Here is a 14,743-nt window from a genome sequence, read left to right on the forward strand (position 1 = left end):
CCTCAAGATCGTTCAAAATTCATGCTTCAGGGAACCAGCTTGGCGATCGCGCCATGCCAATGTGGAAATGGCAACCAACACCCCCAAGAGGGTGGCGCCAATCATTTGATGGGCAACGGTGAGTGCCGGCACCTGTAGCTTTAGTTGTAGGGTGCTCCAGCCCAAGGCTACTTGCAGAGCCACCACCGGCAGAAGCGAGAAACTCAGTTGCCGCAAGAGGGGAGCCGAGGCTGGGCTACGCCAAGCAACAATCACCACCCCTAAAACGCTCAGGGTGGCTGGGACAACACCGATCAGATGGCTATTGAGGACTACACACAGGCGATCGCCATAGAGGCACTGCTGCACTGCCCACTGCGAAGACACCAAGCCCCCTAACAAACTTTGGCCATAGACACATAGCGCGGCAATCACTGCGGCAATCCGCAACCAACGGGCGCTCCCCGTACCCCGAAAGGGAGCTAAACCAACGGTGATGGCTGCCAAAAGGCAAAAGAAGAGCAGTCCTGTGCCCAAGTGAGCGGTAACAATTTCAAAGCGCAGCAACTCAGTCACCGTCAGGCCACCGAGAATCCCCTGCACAATCACAAGGCACAATGCCGCCGCAGCAGCAGAGGGCACCCAAGGGGGCAGAGCTTGCCGCCAAGCCACACTCAATCCTACAAAGGCGATCGCCATCAGCCCTAAACTGGTGGCCAGCAGGCGGTGGAACCACTCTAGGAAGATCTGCAAATCCATTTGCGGTACCAGCGTGCCAAAGCACAACGGCCAATCGGGACAGGCTAAACCGGCATCCATCACCCGTGTGGCACTGCCCACCGCCATCAAAAAGAGGGTAAAGACCGTCATCAGCAGCACGAGGCGAAAAATCCACTGGCGACGGGCACTGGGATCACTGCCTAGGGTCAAGGGTGAGACATGAAAAGGCCCCAGCACGGATTTTTCCTCGACAGCAACAACTTCTTCATGGTAAAGAAGCTAAGGGGGAGATCAGGGCTGGCGTGAAAATCTATAGCTTTTCTTTAAGTTTTCGCTAGAGTATAAATTTTTCTTGCATTTGATTGCCGAGTTTGAAGGTCTAAAACGATGGCTCTCCGGCACTGGGTTGACGCTGCAAAAAGTGGAGAAAATCCAAGAGTTCTTCATCGCTCAGTTGCTGGCGCGATCGCTTGCCATAGCGTTGCAGCAAACAAGCCCGCCCTTGGGCTTCTGTCCATCCCAAGCGTTTCATTTCCACGGTAGTTTGGGCAATTTCATCCGCTAAATCCACGGGTTCGCGCTTAGGGGGGGGCTTCTCGCTAGTCGGTTTGACCGCTGGCTTACTGCGGCGGGAATTGGCAGGAGTGGTGGGTTCCAAGAGCAGATCAGTATTGCTGGCCTCTGACCAAGGAGCTGCCTCGAGGACTGCGGGGGTGCGGGGAATCAGTTCCGCCTCCGTTTGCACAGGGAGGTGAATACCGAGAAGTTGCAGGGCACGCTGGCGAGCACTATCTTCCGCCTGTTCTAGGGTGGGGGCAGCAGCCATCCCCGTGGCTAGAATCGTGTCGCCCACAAGGAGGGTGGTTTTGACAATAAAGAGGCCGTCATGGATTTGCAATAAATCACTGACAATGCTGCCGGTGGGATAGCGGCGGTGGAATTCGCTCATGGGGTTGCCGCAATAAAACGACGCATCGAGTTGATCTTATCCTATCCTTGCTGAAGGGCTGGCCTAGAGGAGATTCAGTACTGCCTTGTGAACCGCAGCCGATTGCAGGTAGGGTTGATAGTCGGGCACGGGGGCTGTGAAGGTGTGTTGCCATTGGTGGATCAAGGCAGTGGGGTCAGGGGGCAATGCTGCTAGTTCAACCCCCGCCATACCCGTATCGGCCATGAGGTAACTCACCTTGGGATCATAACTGAGGGCAAAACAGCGACAACCCACACTAGCCGCCATGATCAGGGCATGGAGGCGCATGGCGATCGCCCCCGCCGTTGTCGCCAACAGTCCCTTCATCTCGCGGGGATCCTCACAGGACACGAGTTGCGTCTGCTCAGGGACTAATGCCCCATAGAGATCCTCAGCCAAGGGCAAATCCTGTTGGGGCTGAAAGGGCAACAGCAAAAGCGGTACCCCCGTCTCTGCCTGCCACTGCCGCAAGGCCATTTTCAGAAGCTGCCAGCGATCGCCCGTGAGGTGTCGATGGGGACGTAAACACACAGCAATGGGTGCCTTGTCCTTGGGAGGTAGCACAGGACGGGCTGACATCAGCCACACGGGATCGGCACCCTGTTGATGGGGAATGCCCCACTGCCGCAAGAGAGCCGCTGACCCAGAATCGCGCACCGTGACTGCAAGACAACGCCGCAGAAGGGCCCGTGTCCACCAACGATAGAAAGGCGATCGCAGAGGGCCAATCCCCTGTGCCCAAGCAATAGTGCGACAGCCAAAGCGCTGTGCAAGGGTCATCAAACCAAGGTAATAGAGGGGGCTGCGCCAACTGGTGACATCCTGAATGAGGCTCCCACCACCCCAAATGAAGGCTTGGCTCTGTTGTAGGGTGCGCAGCACCTTTGGCCACTGGCGGCGATCGCAGGTAGCAACGCCATAGCGGGCTGCTGTGGCTGTAGGATTGCCGCTGAGGACAACCGGTGAAACGTGGGGCGGCAACTGTTCGAGGAGCGTTGCCAAGAGGGCTTCATCCCCGGCATTGCCATAGCCGTAGTAGCCACAGAGAAAGACTTGACTCATGCGACAGGCTCCACTAGCGGCACTGCCTGAAGAATGTCTTGAAGAACGTTGATCAAGGCGGAGGTGGGTTGAATGGCTGGCACCAAGGAAACAGCGTGGTGGGGATACCTGACTTGCAATGTCGCCAGTTGGCTGTGAACCTGATCAACGGTTTTACCGCCAAAGAGAAAGTAGCCATAAATTTTGCTACTGGTATACCCCTGAGCCATCCGCGTCTCAAGGGCATGGTCTAAACTTCCCACTTCGGTCAGCAGCGCTGGACGCACACCACAGGTCTGACACAGTTCCTCAAACCAAGGGTGAACTTCAGGCCGACGACTGCCGTGGCCAAGGAGAATATCGGCGGCTGCATCGGCGATCGCCTGCCGTAACCACGCTTGAAACAGGGGTTGCCCCCCTAAGAAGGTCAATAGTTCTAAAGGTAAAGGCGAGTCAGTACTCGCGATCGCCTGCGGCAGATCCACCACCACATGGTTGCCCGGTAGTAAAAACAGGGGTAGGATGACTACCCGCTGAGCGCCTTGACGTTGCGCTTGGCCACTGAATTCCTGAATCTTGTTAGGTAGTGGTTCTTCCTCAAGGGTGCCCCAGCCCACCATTCCTAGGCGGGTGAGTTGCTGACACAAAAAGGCCATTGCCGCCTGTGGCTCAGGGGCAGGACTGCCGTGGCTAATGAGAAAATAGGCCATCATGATGGGGCAGAAAAGCGCGATCGCCAAGTTTCGCTCAACAGTTCCTGTTGCGGTACCAAGACCTGTTCCCCAGAGGCCAGCCACTTCAGCTGTACTGTGCCATCGGCCGCTTCGCTCTCGCCAATCACCAAACAAACGGTGGCACCGACGCGATCGGCGCGTTTGACCTGTTTACCAAAGGCACTGCCGCTGAGATCCATTTCTACGGTATAGCCTTGATGCCGCAATTGCTGTGCCAAAATCAGGCCTTGGCGTTCGGCAGCTTTGCCACGGGTCACCATATAAAGGTAGGGTTGATCACGCGGCGGCAACGGGCGATCGCGCAGGAGTAAAATCAACCGTTCCAGTCCCATCGCCCAACCAATGGCGGGGGTGGCAGGTCCCCCTAATTCCTCAACCAAGTGATCGTAGCGACCGCCGCCACAGACGGTTCCCTCGTTGCCCAAACGCAAATCCTGAAATTCAAAGGCGGTATGGGTATAGTAGTCGAGGCCGCGCACAAGGGCAGGATTTATCTGGTAGCGGATGCCCAGATCCTGCAAGAGGGATTGCACCTGCTCAAAATGGTCGCGCGATCGCGGACTGAGATAGTCCAACAGCCGCGGCGCTTCCTTCACAATCGCTTGGGTGTGAGGGTCTTTGCTATCGAGAATGCGCAGGGGGTTGCGGTGCAGACGCTCTTGGGAATCGGGGTCTAACTCTGCTTTGTAGGGGGTGAGGTAATCCACCAAGGCCTGACGATATTCACTGCGATCCTCGCGATCGCCCACGGAGTTGAGCATCAGGGTTAACTCCTTCAGTCCCAAGGCCTGCAAAATATCTAAAGCCACAGCAATGACTTCGGCATCGGCACGGGGATCGGCACTGCCTAAAACTTCCACCCCCAACTGGTGAAACTGGCGATAGCGACCGGACTGTGGCCGCTCGTAGCGAAACATGGGCCCTAGGTACCACAGGCGTTGGACGCCCCCTTGGCTGTGCAAACCATGTTCAATATAGGCGCGCACCACCCCCGCCGTGCCCTCTGGCCGCAGCGTCAGCGACCGTTGACCGCGATCGCTAAAGGTGTACATTTCCTTACTGACAATATCGGTGGCTTCACCAATGCCCCGCTCAAACAGAGGGGTTTGCTCAAAAATGGGAGTGCAAATTTCGCGGTAGGCAGCGCGATCTAAAATCTGGCGAGCAATGGTTTCTAAATACTGCCAATAGACCCGCTCAGCGGGCAAAATATCGCGAGTTCCCCGTGGTGCTTGCAAACCCATGTGTGGTCAATGCGCAAATGAAACAGACGTATTATACCTGCCTAGCTTCCTAGTAACTTCTCCACCCGCTCTAGAACCTCGCGAATGTGCTTTAATTCCCCGAGAATTTCCTTGAGGAGATCATCTGTCGGATTGGGGGGCGTGGTTTTTAATTCCACTTGGAGGGTAGTAATGCCCATCACGTCACGGGCAAAACGAGCCACTTCATTGGGGTGAAACAGCAGCGGTTCACGGCGGCTTTTGCGATGCTCTGGATTGAGGCGTTGGGGATCAAAGGGGGGATTCATGGTTTCATGATTGGTGTTGACATAACGATAAATAGACGCACGGGAGCGGCGGAGAGTTTGCTGCACTTGATCAATGGTCATTAACTCATCCCCCCCCGCAGGATAGGAAGAACGCTGCATTGAGAACGGCCAAACGGTAATGTTGCTATCAAACTTATTTTACTGTAAGGATATGGACATCAAATCGTCAGGTTTTCATGCTAATTCCTTTGGCGTTAGGCGGAAAGGGGCGTTGTTGCTGTGCCAATAGGCCACTGGCAAATGACAGTGCCATTGCCGAGCGATCGCCCCCCGCTAAATCCGCAAGGGCTTGGACACGTGCCTCACTGGTTAAGTATTGCACACGAATTACCGTTGTGGCGGTACTGGGATCAATGTCCTTTTGCACCAAATAGTGATGATCAGCCGCTGCCGCAATCAAGGATTGATGGGTAACGCACAACACCTGATGGGTTTGCCCCAATCGGCTTAAACTCTCGGCGATCGCCCCCGCGACGCGGCCAGAGACCCCGACATCAATTTCATCAAAAATCAACGTTTTCGGTGTTTGCTGTGTCGTCAAGCAGGTCTCCAACGCCAGTAAAAATCGGCTCATTTCACCGCCAGAGGCCACCTCCCCAAGGGGTTGCAGGGGTTGACCGGGGTTGGCGCTCCAGAGAAAGGTAATCTCATCACTGCCGCTACTACTGGCTTCTGTGGTCGTCAACTGCACAGTAAAACGGGCTTGGGGAAGTCCAAGGGGGCAAAGGTGGGTAAGGAGGTCTTGTTCGAGGCGTTCTGCCGCCCTTAGTCGTAATTCGTGAAGTTCAGCACTGGCTTGTTCAAGGGCCTGCCGCAGTTGGGCAACTTCTGCCGCTAGGCGCTCTTGGCTGATGGATTGTTGACTCAGGGCTGCTAATTCTGCTTGGATGCGATCGCGATAGGCAATAACACTGGCCAAATCAGGGCCATACTTGCGACACAGGCGTTGTAATTGGTGAATGCGCTGAGCTAGGGCATCGAGCGTAGCTGGATCCGCATCGAGGCGATCAGCATAACTGCGCAGTTGGCGGGCGGCTTCTTCGGTGTGGGCGATCGCCCCCTCTAACAATTCGCTCATCGGCTGAAGCGCTGGATCCCAGTCGACAATGGATTGCAGTGCCCCTTGGGCTTGCGCCAGCAACGTCACCACACTGGGTTCCCCTTCGTAGAGGAGGTGATAGGCCTGTTGGCTTTGGCTTTGCAGTTCCTGCACATGGCTGAGGCGTTGGTAATCCTGTTGCAATTGGGTCAGTTCTTCAGGGTCGTCTAGGGCAGCCGGCAGCAGTTCTTGCAGTTGAAAGTGCAGTAAGTCGAGTCGCTGGAGCCGTTGCTGTTCCTGAGCGGCAAAATTCTGCAATTCCCGTTGCCGTTGTTGCCATACTTGGTAGGCGTCTGCCACCCGCTGCCGCTGGCTCATTAAGGCCTCGCCCCCATAGCGATCGAGCCAATCCCGCTGTTGAGAAGCGCTGGCCAGTTGCACTGCCTGTCCTTGAGCTGTCAGGCGCACAAGGTGCCGCCGCAATTCCTGAAGTTGCTGGCGATTCACTAGCACACCATTGACCCGGCTGCGACTGCGAAAGGTTTCCCCCTTGAGACTAAACTCGCGGCTACAGATCACCTCATCCCCTTCAGCATCAATTTCTAGGGTGGCCAGCCAGTCTCTCACTGGGGGGGTCAGGGTGAAAATAGCTTCGATACAGCCCTGCTCTGTCCCCGATCGCAATTGCCGCGCCGAGAGCTTCCCCCCAAGGAGAGCATCAATGGCATCGAGGAGAATCGACTTGCCTGCCCCCGTTTCCCCCGTGAGGACATTCAACCCCCGCTGAAAGGTCACCTCTAGCTCCGCAACGAGGGCAAAGTTCTGAATCCGCAGCGTTTGTAGCATTGTGGCTCCACTAGAGCAACGGTTCTAGGGCCATCCTTGAGCAAAGGGCGGTGACCCACTTTTGGGATCGTGCGACTTGATTTTGTACCGCTGATTAGCCTACATAGTATGAAGGTAACATTTTGCAACAATGTGAGGAGCGACCGCGCGGATGATCACGGAGGCAGCGATCCCGGCCACGGTTCCCAAGGAATTTTTAGGTCCACCAGTGGGCTTTAATCCCACTTTAGTGATGTTTTTTGCCGCATTTGCGATCGCCATTCTATCCACTTGGGGCTACTTTCAGGGTCACTGGCCGGGCTGGGTCTCATTTGTGGCCAATATGCTGGCCTTGCACCTCATGGGCACAGTAATCCACGATGCCTCCCACAATGTTGCCCACAGTAACCGCATCATGAATGCAATTATGGGTCATGGCAGTGCCCTGATGTTGGGCTTTGTTTTCCCTGTCTTTACGCGGGTGCACATGCAGCACCATGCCCATGTCAATGATCCCGAAAACGATCCCGACCATTATGTTTCCAAAGGGGGTCCCCTGTGGCTAATCGCGCCCCGCTTTTTCTACCACGAGGTTTTCTTTTTTAAGCGGCAGCTTTGGCGGAAGTACGAACTCCTAGAGTGGTTTCTCAGTCGCTTGACGCTGGTGGGCATTGTCACCTTTGCGGCGCTTAATGGCTATTTAGACTACGTGCTCAACTATTGGTTTTTGCCCGCTGGGGTGGTGGGTCTGATGTTGGGGCTATTTTTTGACTATTTTCCCCATCGTCCCCATACCGAGCGCGATCGCTGGCACAATGCGCGGGTCTATCCCAGTCGCCTCCTGAACATTCTCATTTTTGGCCAAAACTATCACCTCATCCATCACCTCTGGCCGAATATTCCTTGGTACAAAGTGCAGCCGGCCTACTACGCCGTTAAACCGCTTCTCGATGCCCACGGCTGCAAACAAACCCTTGGTATATTGGAACCAGGGAATTTCTTGCCCTTTCTCTATGATGCTTTGGTGGGTTTGCATTTCCATCGCCCTCGTTCTTCCTGAGGTGAATCTCCGATATGCTGGCTGACGCTGCGGGCGATCGCCCCCCTGTGGTGGCGGTTGAGAACTTACAAAAGTCCTACCGTAGCGGATTTTGGCTGCGGACGGTGCTCACGCCCCTCAAGTCTGTCTCGCTGCAAGTGCACCAAGGGGAAACCTTTGGCCTGCTGGGACCCAATGGTGCCGGTAAAACCACCCTGCTGAAGATTCTCTTGGGGCTAGTGCAACCCAGTGCAGGGCAGGGTACGCTGCTGGGACATCCCTTGGGCGATCGCGCTGTGCGACAGCGGATTGGCTACCTGCCGGAAAATCCCTACTTTTACGACTATTTAACCGCTTGGGAGTTTCTAGAGTTTACGGCGGGACTCTTTGGCCTCAGTGCTGCCACCCGCAAGGAACGCATTCCTCTGCTGTTGGAAATGGTGGGCCTCAACCTCAAGGATGCCCGCAAAAAGCAAATGCGCCGCTACTCGAAGGGGATGGTGCAGCGGGTAGGATTGGCGCAAGCCCTGATTAACGATCCCGAAGTGGTCTTTTTGGACGAACCCATGTCGGGTCTCGACCCCCTTGGCCGCTACCAAATTCGCGAGATCATTCTTTCTTTAAAACAGCAGGGTAAGACTATCTTCTTTAATAGCCATGTGCTGGCGGATGTCGAGGCCATTTGCGATCGCATTGGTATTTTGGCGCAAGGGCAATTGATTTGCGCAGGCGGTGTGGATGAACTCCTTGGCAGTAGCGAAGCTTATCACGTGGTGGGCAAAGGCGGTCATGTGGATGGCCTTCAGGAATGGCTCTATTCCTTAGAAATTCAGGGCGATCGCTGGCAAGGCGTGATCAAAATTCCCCTCCAACGCTTCCTCACCCTCGTTGAAGAGATGGGCGGCAAAATCCTCCAACTGCGCCTTGCGCGCCCCACCCTCGAAGAGTTTTTTGTCGAACAACTGCGTCAACAGGGGATTCAAGTGACCCATTAGGGAGCTTGGGATAGCGACAATCCGTCTGAAGCTCTAGTGATCTAAGGGTTGATTCATGCTGAACTGGCGCCGTTTTCTCTGGTTGAGTTGCTTGGCCGCTCTTTTAGTGGTTGCCTGTGGTACCTCTGCCTCTTCTGTGGCCACTGATGCCCTCAGCCAGCAAATTGAGCAATTGCGACAGGCGCCCCTCACCGTCGTTGTTGAGAATGGCCAAGGCCGTCCGATTCCCAATGCCCGCATCCAACTGCTGCAGCAAAGCCATGCCTTTCCCTTTGGCGTTGCCCTTGACACCGAGATGTTTCGCCCCTCCCCACCCGCGGCTGCGCCTTGGTACAAACAAACGGCTCAGGCAAACTTCAATGCGGCGGTTCATGAAAATGCCCTCAAGTGGTATCAATTGGAGCCAGAGCAGGGCAAGCTGGACTTTACCATGGCTGACACCATTTTCAGCTGGGTGCAGGCCCAAGGCTGGCCAATGCGGGGGCATACCCTTTTTTGGGAAGTAGAGCAGTTTAATCCCCCATGGCTGAAAACACTGCCACCAGAGCAATTGCGCGCAGCGGTGAAAAACCATGCCATTGCCGTGTGTCGCCACTATCGCGGTCGGATCAACGAATTTGATGTCAACAATGAGATGCTCCATGGCAATTTTTTCCGCAGTCGCTTGGGTGAGGGCATTGTCAAAGAGATGTTTGCATGGTGCCGTGAGGGCAATCCCGATGCGATTCTCTATGTCAACGACTACGGCATCATTGAGGGCGATCGCCTGAATGACTATGTTGAGCAGATTCGTCGTCTCTTGGCGCAAGGGGTTCCCCTTGGCGGGATCGGTATTCAAGCCCATCTGGAATATCCCTTGGATGAGGCCAAAATGCAGCGTGCCCTCGATACCCTCGCCCAGTTCAATCTGCCCTTGAAAATTACCGAAGTGAGTGTGAGTTTGGCGGACGAACAACAGCAGGCCCAGACCCTGCGCCAAATTTACCGCATTGGTTTTGCCCACCCCGCAGTCAAGGAAATTTTGCTTTGGGGCTTTTGGGCGGGGAACCATTGGCGTCCCCAAGCCGGACTCTATCGCCAAGACTTTTCCGCCAAGCCAGCGGCGATCGCCTACCGCAAACTCCTTTTTGAGGACTGGTGGACAAGGGTGACGGGTCAAACCAATGCCCAAGGCCAATGGCAAGGACGCGGCTATCTTGGTCGCTATCGCCTAACAGTGACAGCCCAAGGCCAAACCCGCACACAGGAGTTGACACTGCCTCAAGGGGGGAAAACCGTCACCGTTCGGCTATGAGCCTAGCCCCGCATCGCCGCCATCAAGAGGGACAGCCAACCCAAGGGATTGCCGCCAGCGTAAATGTCCATGACCGCCTGCGCCAGTTGGGGTAGGCTGCGATGGCCATAGAACCAAGGGGGCGTGACCGGTAACTGGAAGGGAACACGAACCACGGCTTTTTCGGGATAGTCAAACAGAAAGCTATTGTGAACCACGCCCACCCCAGAACCAATGGCCGCTGGTGTATGTCCAGGAAAGGCTCCCCAAGGGGTACAGCCCAACCCATAGGCCAAGGAAACCCATGCATTGATGGCAATAGAACCATAGCGCAATTGGGCGATCGCCTGTTCCAGCACGTCTGCATAGCTGGCCTCAGTACGCGGATCAACGATTAGACTACAGCCGAGGGTACCCCAGAGCCGCTCATTGACAAAGGGCACGGCAGTGGTGAGGTAGGCGGCGGCATCGCTAACGGGCAATTGCACCTCTGCCAACAGACCACAGAAGACCTCCTCTTGGAAAATGCGGGGATTGGCCGTGGGGGTGAGGCCTTCAATCAGGGTCCAGGGAATCGTGCCTTCGACAGCGGGACTCAGCACTGTGGCTTGGGGATAATCCGCCAGAAACGACTCATAGCGGGCGATCGCGCCCGGATAATAGGCAGGGCGAGGGGGAATCGCTTGCAGTTGTGCCTTCAGGGTGTTGAGGAATGCCTCTCGCTGGGGCCATCCCGCAGCCGTGACGAGGATTTGCGCCCCAATGCAGTTAAAGCTGGCGTTATGGACAAGGGCACTGGCCACTTGGCGGGCTTGGTAGGTCAGTTCTGCTGCTGTCCATTCGCCGGGAACGATCAACAGGGGAGTGACATTTCCCAATTCTGCTGTCACGGGTTTGGTCAGCTTCCGTTGTTGGCGGGCTTTGCGAATGGCCTGTTCTGCAGCGGTTTCCCCCCAAACTAGACGATTGTAGGTGTGGTGGGACCCAGTAATATGAATGTGCTGCGTCAATGGATGATGGCAGAGGGCTTCCCCTAGGGCGGCATCTCCTTCAACAATCTCAAGGAAACCCGCCTCAATTAAGGGCGCACAAATCTTGCGAAAACACTCCGTCAAAGGCGCCAAGAGGGGATTCATCTTCAGTAGTGCCACTCGATTGGCCGCCACCAGTTGATAGAGGGCATCCGCCAAGCACAATGATGTGATATTGCCCGCCCCCAGCACCACAGCGACCCCCGGCGGCGGTGGGTTACGGTAAGCACTGCCCTGACTTGGGGGTTGATCGGGTTGGAGCCAAACTTCGGCTTTCACCCCAAACCAAAGTAAACGCTCTTGCCAATTGCGCGGCAGAATGTCAGCGATCGCCTGACCACTGGGGGCAGTTCGCCAGCGCGGCACTGGAGGAGTTGCCTCGTGACGCAGGGCATGGAGATAGTGATCGAGCTTGAGAATTAAGCCCAAAGGGCCTGTTGTCCATTCTTCCCCTGCCCAAACCCCCTGGGGGTCAATACCTTTGATTTGACAGGCCAAGGTCACCCATTCTGGAGCATGGCGACGGGCAAGGGTCTTCATGGCTTGAAGATAGCCCATGCGCTCTCGCGGTGCGAGGCATTGCCAGCGGCTGGCCTGCTGATGGAGGCGTTCCAGTTCGGGAATGGTGGTTGTTGAGAGTGTCATAAAAGGTGGTTGATTTTCTCCTGTGGGCATGGTTTGACAGCGGTGCCGGTGTACTGTTGTCGTCAATACTCCTCTGCCAAGAAACTCAATCGCGATCGCCAGCCCGCTGCGCTACATTAAAAAATTATGAACGATGCAAGGGAGGTAAGGCGTGATTCGTCCCGACAGCGAAGTCATTTTAGAAGTTCGAGAGTTAACGGCCAGTGTGGAGGACACCCCCATTCTCAAAGGCCTGAACTTGACGATTCGCGCTGGGGAAATTCACGCCATCATGGGTCCCAATGGCTCCGGCAAAAGCACCTTCTCAAAAATTCTCGCGGGTCATCCCGACTACACCGTAACTGGTGGCGAAGTGCTCTACAAAGGCAAGAATCTCTTGGACTTGCCCCCTGAAGAGCGTGCCCGTGAAGGCGTCTTTTTGGCGTTTCAATACCCCCTTGAAATTCCGGGGGTGAGCAATCTCGACTTTTTGCGGGTGGCCTACAACGCCAAGCGCAAGCATCAAGGTCTCGAGGAACTGGATGCCTTTGACTTTGATGATCTCGTGCGACAGAAAATTGAACTGGTGAAGTTGGATGAAGGCTTCCTCAATCGCGGGGTGAATGAGGGCTTCTCTGGCGGCGAGAAAAAGCGCAACGAAATTCTGCAAATGGCTCTGCTGGAGCCGACTCTAGCCATTCTCGATGAAACCGACTCTGGGCTTGATATTGATGCCCTGCGCATTGTCGCCAATGGGGTCAACCAACTGACTCGTCCCGATAACTGCATTCTCCTGATTACCCACTATCAACGGCTGCTGGACTATATCGTGCCTGACTATGTCCATGTGATGGAGGGGGGTCGGATTATCCTCACAGGGTCGAAGGAACTGGCCCTAGAACTGGAAGCGCGGGGCTATGACTGGGTTCGCGAAGAGGAGGGGGCTGTATCATGACCATTACAGTCAACGCCAATTCCGATCAAGCGGATCTGCCCAAGGCCAGTCGCACGAATGAACTCAATGATCTATTAAACTGCGCACCGCCCCCGCGCCATGCTGAGTTAGAATCCCTGCGGCAAGCGGCCTGCGATCGCCTCCATGAGCAAACCTTGCCCACCCCCCGCGATGAGGATTGGCGCTTTACGGATTTATCGGCTTTACGGACGCGATCCTTCCAAGCCCCCATTGCCCCCCTCAATCCAGAAATTGTTGCCGAAGTGCGGCATCTGCTGTGTGAGCGCAGCTTTCCAACCGTTGCCCAAATTGTTCTGATTGATGGCTATTTTTGCGGAGAACTCTCCCGTGTGAATGCCGCTGGGGTTGAGCTATTGCCCCCTTCCTTACCAGCGATCGCGCCCCCAGAGGTCTTTAGTGATCTCAATACCGCCATGCTTGCGGATCGGGTTTGTCTGCGTCTATCGGGGACTCTCCCTGAACCTGTGGAGGTGTTCTGTGTCAGTAGTCGGCAGCAGCAGAGCGTTGTTTCACCGCGCCTCTCGGTTGAAGTGGCTGCCCACGGTCAAGCTACCCTGATTGAACGCTTTTTGTCCCTCACGGGCGATCAACAGTTCACCAACAGTGTCACGGAACTCTCCCTAGGCGCCAGTGCCCGCCTGCGCCATGTGCGGATTCAACACCAATCACCAACGGCGATTCACATTGGCTGTACAGCGGTGTGCCAAGCCCAAGACAGTGACTACGAGGGGCACGCCGTTGATTTGGGGGGATGCTTGAGCCGCCACAATTGGCAGGTGCAGATCCAAGGCAGTGGCAGCCAGACAATCCTGAAGGGACTGGCGATCGCCATGGATAGCCAAATTATGGACACCCACTCGGCAGTGTTCTTTAATGCTCCCCATAGCGGCAGTGAACAGATTCACAAGTGCATTCTTGGCGATCGCGCCCACGGCATTTTTAATGGCCGTATTGTTGTGCCACAGGTTGCCCAACTAACCGATGCCAGTCAACTGAACCGCACCCTGCTGCTTTCGGACAAAGCGCGTATTGATACCAAGCCTCAATTGGAGATTGTTGCCGACAACGTCAAGTGCTCCCATGGTGCCACGGTGAGTCAACTGGCCAGCGAGGATCTGTTCTATCTGCGCAGTCGGGGTCTAGAGGTGAGCCAAGCGCAGGATTTGCTGGTCAAGGCCTTTGCCCTTGAACAACTGACGGATCTTCAACCCGAGCCCCTGCAGCAGGAAGTGGAAGCGGCGCTCTTGGCTAAGCTACACTAACCCCTGTTCTTTGGGCAGCATGAATCTTGGCCAAGAAGAATCAGGTGGCGATCGCGCCCCCAGCGGAGCTGCTGTTGCTGACGCAGTTGGTGGAGCAAGCGGGTTACGGTTACCCGAGTAATGCCTGTGTAGCGGGACAGTTGGGCATGGGTGAGCCGCACAGGGAGGCGAACACCCGCGGGGGTGCTGACCCCAATCATTTGCCCCAAAACCACTAAAACTTCATACAATCGCTGCACAGCAGTGGGATAATGACCGGCCTTCAGTAACAGATCACTGTAGTACTGCCGATACTGTTGCCCCTCGCAAATGAGGCGTGGTAAGTGGGCAGATGCGTGTACCTCAGCGGCCGTAAATGAGAGGAGGCGACTTGGGCTTAGCGCCTGTATTTCATAGCAAAGATCAGGGGAGCCACAAACGGCCATTCCCGCCGTCCCTAACCCAATAAAACAGAGGTTGCCGTCGCTGTCGACGAGGTTGATCTCAATAATCCCTGTTTGAATCAGCCAAACACGCTCCCGCAGCACGAGGGATGCATTGCGGCCTAGCTCAAAAGCTGGGTAGGCTTTCGCCACAGTTGTGGCTGGATCAATAGGTGTATAGAGGGGGACGGACATCATTCCCATACCCAAAAACGGAATGATTACTATTATCAAAATTCAAAAGAGAGGCAACCCCGCATT

At 55.5% G+C, this 14,743-nt stretch carries 14 protein-coding genes; 5 read left to right on the forward strand and 9 right to left on the reverse strand.

Features of this window, described 5'->3' with window-relative positions:
- Positions 1-12 precede the first annotated feature (12 nt).
- From RHH53_RS06550 to recN, 7 genes are all read right to left on the reverse strand, one after another.
- On the reverse strand, positions 13-933 hold the full coding sequence (locus RHH53_RS06550) for a heme A synthase (protein ID WP_399378062.1): 921 nt from the start codon (positions 931-933) through the stop codon (positions 13-15).
- Positions 934-1,078: 145 nt separating this feature from the next.
- The gene (locus tag RHH53_RS06555) at positions 1,079-1,648 is read right to left on the reverse strand and encodes a hypothetical protein (protein ID WP_310743557.1); all 570 of its coding nucleotides are present in this window, start codon (positions 1,646-1,648) and stop codon (positions 1,079-1,081) included.
- A gap of 63 nt (positions 1,649-1,711) precedes the next feature.
- Positions 1,712-2,731 carry a polysaccharide pyruvyl transferase CsaB gene (gene csaB / locus RHH53_RS06560; RefSeq protein WP_302677841.1) on the reverse strand — a complete coding sequence of 340 codons (1,020 nt, stop codon included), beginning with the start codon at positions 2,729-2,731 and terminating at the stop codon, positions 1,712-1,714.
- Complete coding sequence (locus RHH53_RS06565; RefSeq protein WP_310438354.1) at positions 2,728-3,450, reverse strand: CbiX/SirB N-terminal domain-containing protein; 723 nt, start codon at positions 3,448-3,450, stop codon at positions 2,728-2,730. The genes csaB and RHH53_RS06565 overlap by 4 nt, the downstream gene beginning before the upstream one ends.
- Entirely contained in the window at positions 3,420-4,688 is a 1,269-nt protein-coding gene (gene hisS, locus RHH53_RS06570) for a histidine--tRNA ligase (protein WP_310743558.1), read from the reverse strand. Before hisS ends, RHH53_RS06565 begins: the two co-directional genes overlap by 31 nt.
- 41 nt (positions 4,689-4,729) lie before the next feature.
- A complete protein-coding gene (locus tag RHH53_RS06575; RefSeq protein ID WP_206199471.1) occupies positions 4,730-5,095 on the reverse strand; it encodes a resolvase in 366 nt (121 codons plus the stop codon).
- A gap of 67 nt (positions 5,096-5,162) precedes the next feature.
- On the reverse strand, positions 5,163-6,881 hold the full coding sequence (recN, locus tag RHH53_RS06580) for a DNA repair protein RecN (protein ID WP_310743559.1): 1,719 nt from the start codon (positions 6,879-6,881) through the stop codon (positions 5,163-5,165).
- 154 nt (positions 6,882-7,035) lie between these two features.
- Here recN and crtR point away from each other — a divergent pair, with 154 nt between their 5' ends.
- Genes crtR through RHH53_RS06595 form a run of 3 tightly spaced genes read left to right on the forward strand, consistent with a single transcriptional unit; the run spans position 7,036 to position 10,188 of the window.
- On the forward strand, positions 7,036-7,920 hold the full coding sequence (gene crtR, locus RHH53_RS06585) for a beta-carotene hydroxylase (RefSeq protein WP_399364977.1): 885 nt from the start codon (positions 7,036-7,038) through the stop codon (positions 7,918-7,920).
- 14 nt (positions 7,921-7,934) lie between these two features.
- Positions 7,935-8,894 (forward strand): ABC transporter ATP-binding protein, encoded by a 960-nt coding sequence (locus RHH53_RS06590; protein WP_302677845.1) that lies wholly within the window; start codon positions 7,935-7,937, stop codon positions 8,892-8,894.
- A 55-nt stretch (positions 8,895-8,949) separates the two neighbouring features.
- Positions 8,950-10,188: an endo-1,4-beta-xylanase gene (locus RHH53_RS06595; RefSeq protein ID WP_310743560.1), complete on the forward strand. Its 1,239-nt coding sequence runs from the start codon at positions 8,950-8,952 to the stop codon at positions 10,186-10,188.
- 2 nt (positions 10,189-10,190) lie between these two features.
- Here the strand turns inward: RHH53_RS06595 and RHH53_RS06600 are convergent, their stop codons facing one another.
- Positions 10,191-11,843: an aldehyde dehydrogenase family protein gene (locus RHH53_RS06600; RefSeq protein WP_302677846.1), complete on the reverse strand. Its 1,653-nt coding sequence runs from the start codon at positions 11,841-11,843 to the stop codon at positions 10,191-10,193.
- Positions 11,844-11,994: 151 nt separating this feature from the next.
- Between RHH53_RS06600 and sufC the strand changes: the two genes are divergently transcribed.
- Positions 11,995-12,777, forward strand: coding sequence for a Fe-S cluster assembly ATPase SufC (gene sufC / locus RHH53_RS06605; protein WP_286626523.1), 783 nt, complete (start codon positions 11,995-11,997; stop codon positions 12,775-12,777).
- Positions 12,774-14,060 carry a Fe-S cluster assembly protein SufD gene (gene sufD / locus RHH53_RS06610; protein WP_310743561.1) on the forward strand — a complete coding sequence of 429 codons (1,287 nt, stop codon included), beginning with the start codon at positions 12,774-12,776 and terminating at the stop codon, positions 14,058-14,060. The genes sufC and sufD overlap by 4 nt, the downstream gene beginning before the upstream one ends.
- Here the strand turns inward: sufD and RHH53_RS06615 are convergent.
- The gene (locus RHH53_RS06615; protein WP_302677847.1) at positions 14,057-14,680 is read right to left on the reverse strand and encodes a Crp/Fnr family transcriptional regulator; all 624 of its coding nucleotides are present in this window, start codon (positions 14,678-14,680) and stop codon (positions 14,057-14,059) included. The genes sufD and RHH53_RS06615 overlap by 4 nt on opposite strands.
- Positions 14,681-14,743: the final 63 nt, after the last annotated feature.

The organism is Thermosynechococcus sp. PKX82, assembly GCF_031583255.1.
Classification (GTDB): Bacteria; Cyanobacteriota; Cyanobacteriia; order Thermosynechococcales; family Thermosynechococcaceae; genus Thermosynechococcus.